The organism is Streptomyces sp. NPDC001604 (assembly GCF_042893475.1).
Taxonomy (GTDB): domain Bacteria; phylum Actinomycetota; class Actinomycetes; order Streptomycetales; family Streptomycetaceae; genus Streptomyces.
This window is the reverse complement of record NZ_JBIAUY010000007.1, coordinates 206,823-221,746: the sequence shown is the minus strand read 5'-3', so window position 1 is coordinate 221,746 and position 14,924 is coordinate 206,823. Positions and strand designations below refer to the sequence as shown.

The 14,924-nt window shown below is 70.7% G+C and carries 13 protein-coding genes and 1 riboswitch; of the genes, 10 read left to right on the top strand and 3 right to left on the bottom strand.

What is annotated here, in order from left to right; translation table 11 throughout:
* Positions 1–10 precede the first annotated feature (10 nt).
* The 4 genes from dxs (at position 11) to ACFY1E_RS21665 (ending at position 4,130) form a co-directional block, all read left to right on the top strand.
* Positions 11–1,945 carry a 1-deoxy-D-xylulose-5-phosphate synthase gene (gene dxs, locus ACFY1E_RS21680; protein ID WP_389078297.1) on the top strand — a complete coding sequence of 645 codons (1,935 nt, stop codon included), beginning with the start codon at positions 11–13 and terminating at the stop codon, positions 1,943–1,945.
* Positions 1,942–3,327, top strand: coding sequence for an aspartate aminotransferase family protein (locus ACFY1E_RS21675; protein ID WP_389078296.1), 1,386 nt, complete (start codon positions 1,942–1,944; stop codon positions 3,325–3,327). Before dxs ends, ACFY1E_RS21675 begins: the two co-directional genes overlap by 4 nt.
* 75 nt (positions 3,328–3,402) lie before the next feature.
* The gene (locus tag ACFY1E_RS21670) at positions 3,403–4,008 is read left to right on the top strand and encodes a helix-turn-helix domain-containing protein (protein ID WP_389078293.1); all 606 of its coding nucleotides are present in this window, start codon (positions 3,403–3,405) and stop codon (positions 4,006–4,008) included.
* Positions 4,005–4,130, top strand: coding sequence for a DUF6126 family protein (locus ACFY1E_RS21665; RefSeq protein WP_208778433.1), 126 nt, complete (start codon positions 4,005–4,007; stop codon positions 4,128–4,130). The genes ACFY1E_RS21670 and ACFY1E_RS21665 overlap by 4 nt, the downstream gene beginning before the upstream one ends.
* A gap of 17 nt (positions 4,131–4,147) precedes the next feature.
* Here ACFY1E_RS21665 and ACFY1E_RS21660 read toward each other — a convergent pair whose 3' ends face one another.
* On the bottom strand, positions 4,148–4,945 hold the full coding sequence (locus tag ACFY1E_RS21660; protein WP_389078291.1) for a tyrosine-protein phosphatase: 798 nt from the start codon (positions 4,943–4,945) through the stop codon (positions 4,148–4,150).
* 170 nt (positions 4,946–5,115) lie between these two features.
* Here ACFY1E_RS21660 and ACFY1E_RS21655 point away from each other — a divergent pair, with 170 nt between their 5' ends.
* The 3 genes from ACFY1E_RS21655 (at position 5,116) to ACFY1E_RS21645 (ending at position 9,663) form a co-directional block, all read left to right on the top strand.
* Complete coding sequence (locus tag ACFY1E_RS21655; protein ID WP_389078290.1) at positions 5,116–7,185, top strand: alpha-galactosidase; 2,070 nt, start codon at positions 5,116–5,118, stop codon at positions 7,183–7,185.
* A gap of 315 nt (positions 7,186–7,500) precedes the next feature.
* Positions 7,501–7,659: riboswitch (cyclic di-AMP (ydaO/yuaA leader) on the top strand.
* 4 nt (positions 7,660–7,663) lie between these two features.
* Positions 7,664–8,563, top strand: coding sequence for a peptidoglycan DD-metalloendopeptidase family protein (locus tag ACFY1E_RS21650; protein ID WP_389078289.1), 900 nt, complete (start codon positions 7,664–7,666; stop codon positions 8,561–8,563).
* Between the two features lie 314 nt (positions 8,564–8,877).
* Positions 8,878–9,663, top strand: a complete 786-nt coding sequence (locus ACFY1E_RS21645; RefSeq protein ID WP_389078628.1) for an SGNH/GDSL hydrolase family protein — start codon at positions 8,878–8,880, stop codon at positions 9,661–9,663.
* A gap of 120 nt (positions 9,664–9,783) precedes the next feature.
* On the opposite strand, the gene ACFY1E_RS21640 is transcribed toward ACFY1E_RS21645, so the two are convergent.
* Complete coding sequence (locus ACFY1E_RS21640) at positions 9,784–10,404, bottom strand: TetR/AcrR family transcriptional regulator (protein WP_389078286.1); 621 nt, start codon at positions 10,402–10,404, stop codon at positions 9,784–9,786.
* A gap of 332 nt (positions 10,405–10,736) precedes the next feature.
* On the bottom strand, positions 10,737–11,915 hold the full coding sequence (locus ACFY1E_RS21635; protein ID WP_389078284.1) for a Glu/Leu/Phe/Val dehydrogenase dimerization domain-containing protein: 1,179 nt from the start codon (positions 11,913–11,915) through the stop codon (positions 10,737–10,739).
* 285 nt (positions 11,916–12,200) lie between these two features.
* On the opposite strand from ACFY1E_RS21635, the gene ACFY1E_RS21630 reads away from it, so the two are divergent.
* From ACFY1E_RS21630 to ACFY1E_RS21620, 3 genes are all read left to right on the top strand, one after another.
* Positions 12,201–13,454 (top strand): MBL fold metallo-hydrolase, encoded by a 1,254-nt coding sequence (locus tag ACFY1E_RS21630; protein ID WP_389078282.1) that lies wholly within the window; start codon positions 12,201–12,203, stop codon positions 13,452–13,454.
* Positions 13,455–13,509: 55 nt separating this feature from the next.
* Positions 13,510–14,298 carry a DUF429 domain-containing protein gene (locus tag ACFY1E_RS21625; RefSeq protein WP_389078280.1) on the top strand — a complete coding sequence of 263 codons (789 nt, stop codon included), beginning with the start codon at positions 13,510–13,512 and terminating at the stop codon, positions 14,296–14,298.
* Between the two features lie 143 nt (positions 14,299–14,441).
* Positions 14,442–14,834 (top strand): helix-turn-helix domain-containing protein, encoded by a 393-nt coding sequence (locus ACFY1E_RS21620; RefSeq protein ID WP_389078278.1) that lies wholly within the window; start codon positions 14,442–14,444, stop codon positions 14,832–14,834.
* Positions 14,835–14,924 lie beyond the last annotated feature (90 nt).

Sequence of the window (14,924 nt, the reverse complement as noted above, 5' to 3'; positions counted from 1 at the left end):
GGGCCCGAGCGTGACCATTCTGGAGAACATCCGGGGACCACGCGACCTGAAGGCGCTGTCCGAGACGGAGCTTCGCGAACTGTCCGAAGAGATCAGAGAGTTCCTGGTGCACGCGGTGGCCAGGACCGGCGGGCACCTCGGGCCCAACCTGGGGGTGGTGGAACTCTCCATCGCGCTGCACCGGGTCTTCGAGTCGCCCGTGGACCGCATCGTCTGGGACACCGGCCACCAGAGCTATGTCCACAAGATCCTGACGGGCCGTAAGGACTTCTCCAAGCTGCGCGGCAAGGGCGGCCTGTCCGGCTATCCCTCGCGCGAGGAGTCCGAGCACGACATCGTCGAGAACAGCCACGCCTCCACGGCGCTCGGCTGGGCCGACGGCCTCGCCAAGGCCCGCGAGGTGCAGGGCGAGAAGGGACACGTGGTCGCGGTCATCGGCGACGGCGCCCTCACCGGCGGCATGGCCTGGGAGGCGCTGAACAACATCGCGGCCGCCAAGGACCGCCCGCTGATCATCGTCGTCAACGACAACGAGCGCTCGTACGCGCCGACCATAGGCGGGCTCGCCAACCACCTCGCCACCCTGCGCACCACCGACGGCTACGAGAAGGTGCTCGCCTGGGGCAAGGACGTCCTGCTGCGCACACCGGTCGTCGGCAACACCATCTACGAATCGCTGCACGGCGCCAAGAAGGGCTTCAAGGACGCCTTCGCCCCGCAGGGCATGTTCGAGGACCTGGGCCTCAAGTACGTCGGCCCGATCGACGGGCACGACATCGGGGCCGTCGAGTCGGCGCTGCGCCGCGCCAAGCGCTTCCACGGACCGGTCCTCATCCACTGCCTGACGGAGAAGGGCCGCGGCTACGAGCCCGCCGTCGCCCACGAGGAGGACCACTTCCACACCGTCGGTGTGATGGACCCGCTCACCTGCGAGCCCCTCGCGCCCTCCAATGGGCCCTCCTGGACCTCGGTGTTCGGCGACGAGATCGTCGCGATCGGCGAGGAGCGGGAGGACGTCGTCGCGATCACGGCGGCCATGCTGCACCCGGTGGGGCTCGGCAAGTTCGCCGCCCGCTTCCCGGACCGGGTGTGGGACGTCGGCATCGCCGAGCAGCATGCGGCCGTGTCCGCGGCCGGCCTCGCGACCGGCGGTCTGCATCCGGTCGTCGCCGTCTACGCCACCTTCCTCAACCGAGCCTTCGACCAGCTGCTGATGGACGTGGCGCTGCACCGCTGCGGGGTGACGTTCGTGCTGGACCGGGCCGGTGTCACCGGCGTCGACGGGCCCTCCCACAACGGCATGTGGGACATGTCGATCCTCCAGGTCGTGCCGGGGCTCAGGATCGCTGCGCCACGCGACGCCGACCAGCTGCGGGCGCAGCTGCGGGAGGCCGTCGCCGTCGACGACGCGCCGACGCTGGTCCGCTTCCCGAAGGAGTCGGTCGGGCCCGAGATCCCGGCGATCGACCGGGTGGGCGGCCTCGACGTCCTGCACCGCGGCCCGGACACCCCCGAAGTGCTGCTGGTCGCCGTCGGCGTGATGGCACCCGTGTGCCTGCAGGCCGCCGAGCTGCTGGAGGCGCGCGGCATCTCGTGCACCGTCGTCGACCCGCGCTGGGTCAAGCCCGTCGATCCGGCGCTCCCGGGGCTCGCCGCCGAGCACCGGCTGGTCGCCGTGGTCGAGGACAACAGCCGTGCGGCCGGAGTCGGCGCGGCGGTCGCGCTGGCGCTGGGTGACGCCGAAGTCGACGTCCCCGTACGGCGGTTCGGCATCCCGGAGCAGTTCCTCGCGCACGCCAAGCGCGGGGAGGTGCTGGCCGACATCGGCCTCACGCCGGTCGAGGTGGCCGGACGGATCAGCGCGAGCCTCGCCGTCAAGGAGGCCGAGGACACCCTGGCCGTCAAGGAACAGCTGGACGGCACAGTCAAGGAGAAGGCTGAATGACCAAGGAGTTCGACCTCGGCGCACTCCTGGCCGAGCGCGGAGCCGAGCGCTACGAGCTGCACGGGAAGTACCTGAACCACCAGCTCCCGCGCATGCTGCACACCATCGGCTTCGACAAGGTCTACGAGCGCGCCGAGGGCGCCCACTTCTGGGACGCGGACGGCAACGACTACCTGGACATGCTCGCCGGGTTCGGGGTGATGGGCCTGGGCCGCCACCACCCCGTCGTCCGCAAGGCGCTGCACGACGTCCTCGACGCCTCCCTCGCCGACCTCACCCGCTTCGACTGCCAGCCGCTGCCCGGGCTGCTGGCGGAGAAGCTGCTCACGTACAGCCCGCACCTGGACCGGGTGTTCTTCGGCAACAGCGGTACGGAGGCGGTGGAGACCGCGCTGAAGTTCGCCCGGTACGCCACCGGGAAGCCGAGGATCCTGTACTGCGACCACGCCTTCCACGGCCTGACCACCGGCTCCCTTTCGGTCAACGGCGAGGACGGCTTCCGCGACGGCTTCGCCCCGCTGCTGCCCGACACCGCCGTACCGCTCGGCGATCTCGACGCCCTGGCACGGGAGTTGAAGAAGGGAGACGTCGCCGCCCTGATCGTCGAACCGATCCAGGGCAAGGGCGTGCACGAGGCCCCGCCCGGCTATCTGCGGGCCGCGCAGGAGCTGCTGCGCAAGCACAAGGCGCTGCTCATCGCCGACGAGGTGCAGACGGGCCTGGGCAGGACCGGAGACTTCTACGCCCACCAGCAGGAGGAGGGCGTCGAGCCGGACCTGGTGTGCGTGGCCAAGGCGCTCTCCGGCGGTTATGTGCCCGTCGGTGCCACCCTCGGCAAGGACTGGATCTTCAAGAAGGTGTACTCGTCGATGGACCGGGTGCTGGTCCACTCGGCGAGCTTCGGCTCCAACGCCCAGGCCATGGCCGCCGGCCTCGCGGTGTTGTCCGTCATGGAGAACGAGCAGATCGTCGCGAACGCGCGCGCAACCGGTGAGCAGCTGAAATCCCGGCTCACGGCCCTGATCGACAAGTACGAACTGCTCGCCGACGTCCGCGGCCGCGGCCTGATGATCGGCATCGAGTTCGGCCGGCCCAAGTCGCTCAAGCTGCGCAGCCGCTGGACGATGCTGCAGGCTGCACGCAAGGGCCTGTTCGCGCAGATGGTCGTGGTACCGCTGCTGCAGCGGCACCGGATCCTCACCCAGGTCTCCGGCGACCACCTGGAGGTGATCAAGCTGATCCCGCCGCTGATCATCGGCGAGCAGGACGTGGACCGGTTCGTCGACGCGTTCACCGCCGTCATGGATGACGCGCACAGCGGCGGCGGCCTGATGTGGGACTTCAGCAAGACGCTGGTGAAGCAGGCGGTCGCCAACCGGTAGACGGTTGCGATCGGTGTTCTTGCCTCTGAGGCAAGAAATTTGCCGGAGGGGCAAAGCTCCGGCTGAATGGAGGGCATGAGCTCTCAGGAAGCCGAAGCGGAGCTTCCCGCTGTCGCACCCCAGCTGCGCGCGCTGCGCCGTCGTGCCTCCCTCACGCTGGAGGCCGCGGCGCGTGCCGCCGGGCTGTCGGCGGCACATCTCTCCCGGCTGGAGACCGGGCAGCGTCAGCCGTCGCTGCCGATGCTGCTCGCGCTCGCGCGTATCTACGGTACGACGGTGTCCGAGCTGCTGGGCGAGACGGTCGCCGACCAGGACGCCGTGGTGCGCGCCGCCGAGATGGAACCGACCGCCGCCGGCGGCTGGACCTACTTCCAGGCCGGCGCGCCCGGCCGAGGGATGCAGGCCCTGCGGGTCCACGTGCCGCACGGCTCGCAGGGCGACATCGTGCGGGTGCACCCCGGCGAGGAGTGGCTGTACGTCCTCAAGGGACGGCTGCGGCTGCGCCTCGGGGACGCCACGCACCGGCTCGCCCCCGGCGACAGCGCCCACTTCGACTCGCTGACCCCGCACCGGCTCGCCGCCCAGGATCCCGACGGCGTGGAGCTCCTGTTCGTGCACACCCTGCTGCAGAGCCCGACGGCCACGCTGTGTCTGGGCCCGATCACCGGAGAGATGCCATGAGCAACAGCAACATGGAGGAGAAGTTCCCCCGCGCCCTGTGGGTGCGCCTGATCATCTACATCGCGGTGGGGCACCTCTTCGCGGCCTTCGTCTACCTGCTGTTCGCGGTGGGGGCGAAATAGCGGAATGTCAGGTGCGATCAGTCGAGCAGCCGCTCGCGCAGCAGCCCGCGGAGTTCCGGGGTGAGCCCCAGGCCCTGCTCCAGATAGGTGTCGACGTCGCCCCACGTCCCCTCGATCGTCTCGAAGGCCGCCGTCAGATACTCGGCGCGCGCCTCGAACAGGGGACTGAGCAGCTCCATCACCTCGGGGGAGTAGGCCGCGGCGGAGCGGCTGCTGCGGTGCACCTTGTAGCGGCGGTGCTTGGCGTTCGACTCCAGGTAGTCCGCGACGATCGCCTCGCGCTCGACGCCCAGCGCGAGCAGGGTCACCGCTATGGACAGGCCCGCACGGTCCTTGCCCGCCGCGCAGTGCATCAGGGCGGGCACACTGTCCTCGGCGAGCGAGCGCAGCACGCGCGCGTGCTCGGTGGTGCGCTCCTTGATGATCCTGCGGTAGGAGACGATCATGCGGTTCGACGCCTTGCCGTCGCCGAGGAGCTCGCGCAGCTGCTCGATCTCGCCCTCCCTGACCATCTTCCAGAACCCGGCGCCGTCCGCCGGGTCCGTCAGGGGGAGGTTCACATTGCGCACGCCCGACAGCTCGACGTCCGGGCCCTCCAGCTTCTGGTCCGCGGCGTTGCGGAAGTCGAAGATGGTGTGCAGCCCCAGGGAGGACAGGAACTCGGCGTCCTCCTCGGTCGCGTGCGCGAGGTGGCCGCTGCGGTACAGCACCCCGTAGCGCACCCGCCGTCCGTCCACCGTCGGAAGTCCTCCCACATCACGGAAGTTGCGGACTCCGGAGAGCTCGGGTTCGGTCGACGGCACCTGCTGCGTCACGGGGGCTCCTCCCAGTCCGCCCGATCGGCGCGGCTCGTCGTCGGGCGCTCTCCCGACGATACGACATGGATTCCTGAGGCAATGAGTTGTCCACAGGCGTTGCGACCAGGCCCCACGTGCCTTGATGATGTTGCGGATTGGTCGCACCTGTTCGGACGTGTGAGGGCTTGATGCTGGAGATCGCAGACAACGGCCGTACGTGGCTCCTCTCGGGGCCGGCCAGCAGTTACGCCGTCCACCTCACCGAGGACGACGAGCTGCTGCACCTGCACTGGGGCCCCCGGATCGCGCTCGCCGACGCCGAGGCACTCGCCGTCCGCCCGCTGCCCGACTACCGGCCCTTCGAGTCCCCGCTCGACGGGCGCGAGGAGTACCCCGTGGAGGGCGGCCCCCGCTTCGTGCGGCCCGCCCTGTCCGTGCGCAGCGACGAGCGGCGCGGCACCGAGTGGCGCTTCGAGCAGTACGAGGCGGAGGGGGACCACCTCCGGCTGGTCTTCCGGGACGGCGGGCTCGCGATCACACTGCACTACCGGATGCGGCACGACGTCGTGGAACGCTGGGTGACCCTCGACAACGAGGGGCCCGCCCTGGAGCTCCTGCGCGCCGACTCCGCGACCTGGACACTGCCCGATCGCGAGGACTGGCGGCTGTCCCAGCTGCACGGCCGCTGGGCCGCCGAGTCCCGGCTGACCGCCTCGCCTCTCACCTACGGCGAGAAGATCATCGGCAGCCGCCGCGGCCACACCGGCCACCAGTACCTGCCCTGGGTCGCCCTCGACACCGATGCCACCGAGGAACGCGGCGAGGTCTACGGCTGCGCTCTGGGCTGGTCGGGTTCCTGGCGGATCGCGGTGGCGCAACTCCCGGACGCCCGCGTGCAGATCACCGGCGGCGCCGGTTACGACGACTCCGGGCTGCTGCGGCTGGAGCCGGGGGAGTCGTACCCCACCCCCGTCTTCGCCGGTCTGTGGAGCGACGGCGGCTTCGGCGGCGCGAGCCGCGCCTGGCACGCCTACCAGCGCGCATACGTCATCCCCGACGCCGACCAGGACCGGCCGGTGCTGTTCAACTCCTGGGAGGCCACGGAGTTCGACATCTCCGAGGAGCAGCAGGGCACCCTGGCGCGGCGGGCCGCGGCGATCGGCGTCGAGCTGTTCGTGGTCGACGACGGCTGGTTCGGCAAGCGCACCAGCGACCGCGCCGGACTCGGCGACTGGACGGTCAACCGGGACCGCTTCCCGAACGGCCTCAAGCCCCTCGCGGACTATGTGCACGCCCTCGGGATGCAGTTCGGCATCTGGGTCGAGCCCGAGATGGTCAACCCGGACAGCGAGCTCTACCGCGCCCACCCCGACTGGGTGCAGTTCCAACCGGGACGAAAGCGGACGGAATTCCGCAACCAGCTCGTTCTGAACCTGGCCCGGGAAGACGTCCAGGAATACCTCTGGGAACAGCTCGACGCGCTTCTCTCCAGCGCCCCGATCGACTATGTGAAGTGGGACTTCAACCGCTGCTTCACCGACGCGGGCTGGCCCGGGGAACCCTACCCGCAGCGCCTCTGGGTCGATCATGTCCGCGCCCTGTACGCCCTGTTGGACCGACTGCGGGCTGCCCACCCCGATGTCGCCTTCGAGTCCTGCTCGGGCGGCGGCGGACGGATCGACCTCGGGATCATGAGCCGTACGGACCAGGTGTGGACCTCCGACAACACCGACCCGCTCGACCGGCTCGCCATCCAGCACGGCTTCAGCCAGATCCACCCCGCGCGGGTGATGGCCGCCTGGGTCACAGACAGCCCGAACACCCAGCTCAACGGCCGGGTCAGCTCGCTGCGCTTCCGGTTCGTGAGCTCCATGGCCGGCGTGCTCGGGGTCGGCGGGGACCTCACCCGGTGGACCGAGGAGGAGCTGGCCGAGGCCGGCGAGTGGGTGGCGCTCTACAAGGAGATCCGGCCACTGGTGCAGCACGGCGACCTCTACCGGCTGCGGCCGCCGCGGGGCGGGCTGAGTGCGGTGCAGTACGTGCGAGGGGACGAGGCGGTCGTCCTCGCCTGGCTCCAGGCACAGAGCCACGGCGAGCCCGTACCGGCGCTGCGACTTCGGGGCCTCGAACCGACAGCGTCGTATGAATGCCCTGAAACGGGCGAAATCCACAGCGGTGCCGTATTGCTGCACCACGGACTGCGTACCGGATTGCGCGGTGACTTCGACGCGGCAGTTTTCCGTCTGCGGCGCATCTGAGCCTTCTGTCCGGATTGGCGCTCCTTCCACCCCTTCATTCCAACTCGCTCATGAATAGGGGACCCTGGGGCAGGGGCACGTGAGGAGCGTCATATCCGTGACGGTGCGTGGCGCGTCATGTCCACGTAATTCCAGGGCTTTACAAGGCGTTTGACGGAGACGATCACCCGGGAATTCACGCAGGGTCACCCGCTTTTCCCTCAAGGGATCAATAGAAACGCTTTCACGGGGAACCGGCACTTGTTCCTTTGCGTCCCAGTCGCTTACGTTCGCCACCAATCCGGACGGACGCCCAATCCTGCCGCCGCCCGGTGCCCGCAGAACTCACCCGTGAACGGCAGGAGCGGGGGACCCACAGGTACAACAGCCTGTTCCGGTCTCCGGAACGGCTAGGGGTAAAGCCGCGTCGCATGCGCGGCCGGGCATCTCCAGTCCGAACCCGACAGCTCACCTCGCAGGCGCCGGAGAGGAATTCGTCATGCCCGCGAAGGGTAAGCACCGTCGTCCGAAGCCCCAGCGCTTCACCCGCTCCATCGCCGTCGCCGGAACCGGTGGCGCCGCACTCGCTCTCCCGCTCATGGGGGCCACCGGCGCCCATGCCGCCACCACCCAGTCCGTTTCCCAGACGGTTTCGAAAAAGGCCGTCCAGTCCCTTCCGGTCGCCGAGAAGAAGGCGGACCGGAAGAGCGCCGCAGGGAATGCGGGCGTGCGGACCTATTCGGTGCGGACCGGCGACTACCTCTCGAAGATCGCCGAAGAGCAGCATGTCGCCGGCGGCTGGCACAGGCTCTACTCGGACAACCGCCGGGCCGTCGGTGACGACCCGTCGCTGATCCACCCGGGCCTCAAGCTGACGATCGGCCGGAAGGCCGCGACGCACACCACCCAGTCGTCGCCCTCGTCCGCCTCGAAGACGTCCTCGTCGGCGGCCAAGGCGACCGCCACCAAGGCCTCCGAGTCCGCCCCCACCGGCTTCACCCTCCCGGTGATCGGCGGCACCATCGGCACCGGCTACCACGTGGCCGGCAGCATGTGGTCCAGCGGCTACCACACCGGCGTCGACTTCGTCGTCCCGACCGGCACCTCCATCAAGTCCGTGGGCGCGGGAACCGTCGTCTCCGCGGGCTGGGGCGGCGCCTACGGCAACCAGGTCGTCGTCAGGCTCGCCGACGGCTACTACGCCCAGTACGGCCACATGTCCCAGATCTCCGTCTCGGCCGGCCAGACCGTGGCCGCGGGCCAGCAGCTCGGCCTCTCCGGCGCGACCGGCAACGTGACCGGCCCGCACCTGCACTTCGAGATCCGCACCACGCCCGACTACGGCTCCGACGTCGACCCGGTCGCCTACCTCCGCTCGAAGGGCGTCGGCGTCGGCTGACCTCTCCTCACAACCACCTGCCTGACAGCCGCCGAAGGCCGGACCCCGATCCCCGGGTCCGGCCTTCGGTGTGTCCGGCTGCGCCATGTCTGCCGAACACCATTCGCGTACCGCCGACTTGAGGGTCGAAGGCTCGCCCCGCAACATCGCTGACGCCTCAACGTCCCTGGTAGGAGGGTTATTCCGGGCTTGGCGAACACTTTAGAAGTGGCTTATCTCACCGCGCGTCAACCCTTTCCTACGGTCGCGTAGGTCACATTCAAAGGTGAATCATGGTCGATGTGGCAGACGATTCGAAGAGTGACAGCAGATCAGTGATCGGGTCGTACGTTGCGGTGGGGGACAGCTTCACCGAGGGCGTCGGCGACCCCGGCCCCGACGGAGCGTTCGTCGGCTGGGCCGACCGGTTCGCGGTGCTCCTCGCCGACCGGCGACCCGAGGGCGACTTCAGGTACACGAACCTCGCCGTGCGCGGCAAACTGCTCGACCAGATCGTGGAGGACCAGGTACCCAAAGCCGTCGAACTGGCGCCGGACCTGGTCTCCTTCTGTGCGGGCGGCAACGACATCATCCGTCCCGGCACCGACCCCGACGAGGTCGCCGAGCGCTTCGAGCGGGCGGTGGCCCGGCTCACCGAAGTCGCCGGCACGGTCATGGTGACCACCGGCTTCGACACCCGAGGCGTCCCCGTGCTCAAGCACCTGCGCGGCAAGATCGCCACCTACAACGGTCATGTCCGGGCCATCGCCGACCGGTACGGCTGTCCCGTTCTCGACCTGTGGTCCCTGAAGTCCGTCCAGGACCGCAGGGCGTGGGACGGCGACCGCCTCCACCTCTCGCCCGAGGGGCACACGCGCGTGGCGCTGCGCGCCGGGCAGGTCCTCGGTCTCGAGGTGCCGGCCGACCCGGACCAGCCCTGGCCGCCGCTCCCGCCGCGCGGCACCCTCGAGGTGCGACGGGACGACGTGCACTGGGCGCGCGAGTACCTGGTGCCGTGGATCGGCCGCCGACTGCGCGGCGAGTCGTCCGGGGACCACGTCACCGCGAAGGGTGCACTGTCGCCCGACGACATCAAGATGCGGATCGCTTCGGTGGCCTGAGGGCTGCCGGGGTCGCCTGGAACCGTGCTGGGCGGGGCGCTCTGGACGGTTGAGTACGGCCCTCGCTGCGACGGGCGGTGAAGCGGCCCGGTGGCGCGAGCCCCCGCCGAGTGCGGGGGCTCAGTGCTCCGAAGCCGTCAACGCCGCCCGCTCCAGCCCCAGTTCCCGGGCCAGCGCCTCGTCCACCCACTCCTGCGCCCGCGCCCGCGACACCGCACCGGCGTACGAGGTCAGCTGCACGGCGAGCCCGTCCAGCAGGGCGGTCAGCCGCAGGGCCGCGCCGTGCGGGTCCGGGCAGTGGAACTCGCCCGCGGCCACGCCCTCCGCGACGACCTCGGCGATCGCCGCCTTCCACTGCTTGTCGAGGTGGCGTGTGACCTCCTGCAGCGCGGGCTCGCGCAGCGCCGCCGCCCAGCCCTCGATCCACAGCCGCCAGCCCTTGGCCTGGCCCGTCGGCGCGTACCAGCGCACCGCCGACCGCAGTCGCCGCAGCGCCGTCGTACGGCGGCCGAGAAGCTTGCGCAGATGCGCGAGGTCGTCCTCGGCCGCGAAGGTGAAGGCGGCGGCGACCAGCTTCTCCTTGGTGGAGAAGTGGTACAGCACCAGCGCGTTGCTCACACCGAGCGCCGAGGCCACGTCGGCGATCCTGACCGCCGCCACACCCCGCGCCTCGATCTGCCCGATGGCGGCCCGCAGCAACTCCTCGCGCCGCTCGGCCACACTCAACCGCACTCTCGCCACGCGGTCACCCTATTCCGTCGCCGCTGGTGACGCCGGGCGAGGTCGGCGTTTGGCGGGTTCGAGAGGGTGCGTGGTGCGGCCGTAGTCCTGCTTGTGTTCTTCCCGGCGGCCGGGGTGTCCGGCACGCGTGTCCGGACCGTTGTCACCGGTACCAGCCGAAGCGTTGCGCGATCACCGGCAGGCGGTCCGCGACGGCGTGGGCGGCCGAACGCCTCCTTGGGCGCGGGCGAGGTCGGCGTTTGGCGGGTTCGAGAGGGTGCGTGGTGCGGCCGTAGTCCTGCCTGTGTTCTTCCCGGCGGCCGGGGTGTCCGGCACGCGTGTCCGGACCGTCGTCACCGGTACCAGCCGAAGCGTTGCGCGATCACCGGCAGCCGGTCCGCGACGATGGCGTGGGCGGCCGCTCGCGGGCTCGTGCCGTCGGCCTCCGCGCGGGCGAGCATCTGCTCAGTCAGGGCACGCATCGAACGGCGGGTGTGGGCGAACGCCTCCTGAGCGTCCGGGCCGATGTCGCCGAACAGGGTCCACCACCACCAGGCGTTCGTCGCGGAGTTGACGACCACGTCCGGCAGCACGGTCACCCCGCGCGCGGCCAGCAGCTCCTCCGCCTCGGGCAGTACCGGCATGTTGGCCGCCTCGACGATCCAGCGGGCGGTGATCCGCTCCTGGTCGGCGGTGTCGATCGCGTACGAGACCGCCGCGGGCACGAGCACCTCCGCCTCCGCCGACAGCCAGGCGTCGCCCGGCAGTTCACGGTCGCCGGGGCGCAGGGCCGCACGGTCCACGGTGCCGTACGCGTCCCGCGCGGCGAGCAGCGCCTCGACGTCGAGGCCCGCCGGGTTGGCGATGGTGCCCTTGATGTCGGCGACGGCGACGACGGTGAGCCCGGCGCGGGCGAGGAAACGCGCCGTCGCCCCGCCCATCGTGCCCAACCCCTGCACGGCCACGCGGGTTCCGGCGTACGCCACCCCGGCCCGGTCCAGAGCTGCGAGCGCCGACTCGGCGACCCCGCACCCGCCGACCAGCTCGTCAAGACCGATGCCGTCCACCTCGATCGCGAAGGCGTCCGCGAGCCGCCGCCGCGCCTCCGCCTCGTCGTCGAGGAGGGGATACACGGCCTGGATCGACGACACCAGCCCCGCCTCGGCCGCCGCCCGGTCCACCAGGTCTTGGCTCAGGCCGAGGTCCTCCCCTGTGGTCCAGAAGCTTTCGACGTACGGCTTCATGGCGCGCAGATAGCGCACCAGCACTGCGTACGCGCCCGGGTCCTGGGGATCGCAGTCGATGCCGCCCTTGGCGCCGCCCAGAGGGACGTACCGGCCCTCGGGGTTGTAGTGCAGCGCCTCCTTCATGGTCATCCCGCGCGCGAGGCCGGCCACCTCGTCCAGGGTGCAGCCCGCGCGCATGCGCAGTCCGCCGCTGGACACACCGCGCACCAGCCGGTCGACGACCAGGAAGCCCTGGCGGCCGGTGAGGTGGTCGGTCCAGGTGACCGACATCAGGGGGGCGGTCATGCGATCTCCTCGCGGCTGGTGATCAAGGGGGCGACAGAGTGCCGAAGGCCTCGTTTACTGAATGGGCAGTCAGTATCGAAACCGGGAGCACACCCTGTCAACGGGCGGATCGGTCAACTCGGCGCCGGCGGGCGACGGGAATGGACGCCGACGGTCCGCCGTTCACCGAGCGGTAGGCAATCTTTGGGCTTTCCTTGGAATGGGCCGCAGCGACCCGGACGACCCAGGTGTTGTCGGAGGAGCCGACCATAATGGAATGCCTCATCGACTCCATCTGGAGGTCCCGTGTCCGGTTTCCGTTCCCTGAGCTCCGGGCTCCGCGCGCTGCAGCCCGCGGGCTTCGGCGCGGACCCGAGCGGTGAGCGTCTCGCGCGCATCCGCAGATCACCGCACTTCAAGGACGGGGTCTTCCAGAATCCCGGAGGCACCGCACGGACCCGGCCCTCCGGTTCCACGCTGGACTTCGCGAAGGTCTTCTTCGACAAGGACGAGCGCCCCCGGCGCGCCCCCAAGGGCGCGATCCCGGTGCACCCCACGACGCTCGCCGACATCGCGAAACCGCCGGCCACCGGACTGCGGCTGACCTGGATGGGCCACTCCAGTGTGCTCGCCGAGATCGACGGACGGCGGGTGCTCTTCGACCCCGTGTGGGGCGAGCGCTGCTCCCCGTTCTCCTTCGTCGGCCCCAAGCGACTGCACCCGGCACCGCTGCCGATCGCCGCGCTCGGCCCGGTCGACGTCGTCGTCATCTCGCACGACCACTACGACCACCTGGACCTGCCCACCATCAAGGCGCTGGCCGACACGGACACGCTGTTCGCCGTCCCCCTCGGCGTCGGCGCCCACCTCGAACACTGGGGCGTCTCCGCCGACCGGCTGCGCGAGCTGGACTGGCACGAGGCGACCAAGGTCGGCGGCCTCACCCTGACCGCCACCCCCGCCCGCCACTTCTGCGGCCGCGGCCTGCGCAACACCCAGCACACCCTTTGGGCGTCCTGGTCCGTCGCCGGGGACGAGCACCGGATCTTCCACAGCGGCGACACCGGCTACTTCGAGGGCTTCAAGGACATCGGCGCCGAGCACGGGCCCTTCGACGCCACGATGATCCAGATCGGCGCGTACTCCGAGTTCTGGCCCGACATCCACATGACCCCCGAAGAGGGCATGCGGGCCCACCTCGACCTGCAGGGTGGCGAGCCGCACGGCGTGATGATGCCGATCCACTGGGCCACCTTCAACCTGGCCACACACCCCTGGGCGGAACCCGGCGAGGGCACGGTCGCGGCCGCCCGCGCCACAGGCTCCCGCGTCGCCCTGCCCCGCCCCGGAGAGCCCTTCGAGCCCACCGCCGAGACCGTTCCCTCCGAGCCGTGGTGGCGCGCCGTCGCCCAGGCCCCGGCCGGCGGCTGGCCGACGGCGGACGTGCTGACGAAGGCGGCGATCAAGACGACCGCCGACTCCGGCGCCGAGGCGCAGGCCGAGGCCGACGGCAAGTCCGCGGAGGGCACCGGGGAGCCCGAGACGGTGTCGGCGGGCTGACCTCGGCGGGGGAGGCCCGTGCCCCGACCGGGCATGCCCAGGAGAGGATCCCGGCATGGGCGAGCAGCAGACGGTGACGGTCGGGGTCGACCTGGCGGCGAGCGCACGGCGTACCGCCGTGTGCCGTCTGGTGTGGGCGGCCGACGGCGCCCTGACGGCCGAGTTCGTCGTGCCGGAAGGGGACGACGAACTGCTGGCGCTGGTCCTGGCCGCCGACAAGACCGGACTCGACTGCCCGCTCGGCTGGCCGTCGAGCTTCGTGGACACCGTCCTCGCCCACCACCAGGGTCTACGGCTGCCGCCCGCGGCCCGGTTCGAGGAGCGTACGGACGGCCGTCCCGGCCTGAACCCGCTGCGGTTCCGGCTGACCGACGACCTCACCTGGAAGGCGACCGCCATGCGCCCTCCGCTGTCGGTGTCCACCGATCTGCTGGGCGTCGTGGCGCTGCGTGCGGCCCGCCTCCTGGACGCGCTCGCGGCCATGGGCACCCCCGTGCCCCGGGACGGGTCGGGCCGGATCGCCGAGGTGTACCCGGCCGCCGCGCTGCGGCGGTGGGGCATCCGCCCGGTCAGTGGCTACAAGAACGCCACGCCCGCAGCACGCGAGGTCCGCGAACACATCGTTCTCGCGGTCGAGGAGGGCCTGGAAACGGCCCTTCCCGAGCCCGTGCGCTCAACGTGCTCCGACAGCCACGACCATCTCGACGCCCTGCTCTGCGCCCTGGTGGCGAGGGCCGTTCTGGTCGGGGACACCCGGTGGCCGGAGACTGCGCAGGAGCGCGCAGCGGCCGGGCAGGAAGGCTGGATCCACCTGCCGGGCGGGGAACTGGCCGCCCTGCGCTGACGACACCGCCGTATGCAGCGGCGGCGTCTCTCCCGTGCCTTCGGCACTTCGGCCACGGTCCATTCCCGCTGTGGCGGCCCCGGGCCGCCGGTCGCCGGGGCGCGCGAGCACCCTCGTCGCCGGAAGCATGGTGTGATGGCGCCGTGAGCCGCGCCGCAGAAGAAACCAACCGCCGCATGCTGCGGGCCCGGGACGCGATGGACCGCGCCTACGCACAGCCGCTGGACGTGCCCGCCCTGGCCCGGATCGCCCATGTCTCCCCGGCACACTTCGCCCGCACCTTCCGCGCCACGTTCGGCGAGACACCGCACCGCTATCTGCAGCGCCGCCGCGTCGAGCGCGCCATGTTCCTGCTCCGGGAGACCGACCGCAGCATCACGGACATCTGCTTCGAGGTCGGCTTCGGCAGCCCGGGCACCTTCAGCCGCACCTTCCGCGAGGTCGTCGGCCGCTCACCCAGGGAGTACCGCAAACAGGCCGTCGCCCTGGACGTCCCCACCTGTTTCACCATGGCGTGGATGCGGCCGAGCGCCTGACGTCCCCTCGTCGCTCTGACCGTTTCGTCCTTCTGCTCGTTCTTCGGGGACAGAGCAGTTTTGGATAAGTTTTCGCAGGGCCGGGCCCGT

Coding starts and splice junctions, on each gene's coding strand:
- ACFY1E_RS21675 (WP_389078296.1), top strand. CDS start 1,942: ATGACCAAGGAGTTCGACCTCGGCGCACTCCTGGCCGAGCGCGGAGCC.
- ACFY1E_RS21655 (WP_389078290.1), top strand. CDS start 5,116: ATGCTGGAGATCGCAGACAACGGCCGTACGTGGCTCCTCTCGGGGCCG.
- ACFY1E_RS21670 (WP_389078293.1), top strand. CDS start 3,403: ATGAGCTCTCAGGAAGCCGAAGCGGAGCTTCCCGCTGTCGCACCCCAG.
- ACFY1E_RS21635 (WP_389078284.1), bottom strand. CDS start 11,915: ATGACCGCCCCCCTGATGTCGGTCACCTGGACCGACCACCTCACCGGC.
- ACFY1E_RS21625 (WP_389078280.1), top strand. CDS start 13,510: ATGGGCGAGCAGCAGACGGTGACGGTCGGGGTCGACCTGGCGGCGAGC.
- ACFY1E_RS21665 (WP_208778433.1), top strand. CDS start 4,005: ATGAGCAACAGCAACATGGAGGAGAAGTTCCCCCGCGCCCTGTGGGTG.
- ACFY1E_RS21650 (WP_389078289.1), top strand. CDS start 7,664: ATGCCCGCGAAGGGTAAGCACCGTCGTCCGAAGCCCCAGCGCTTCACC.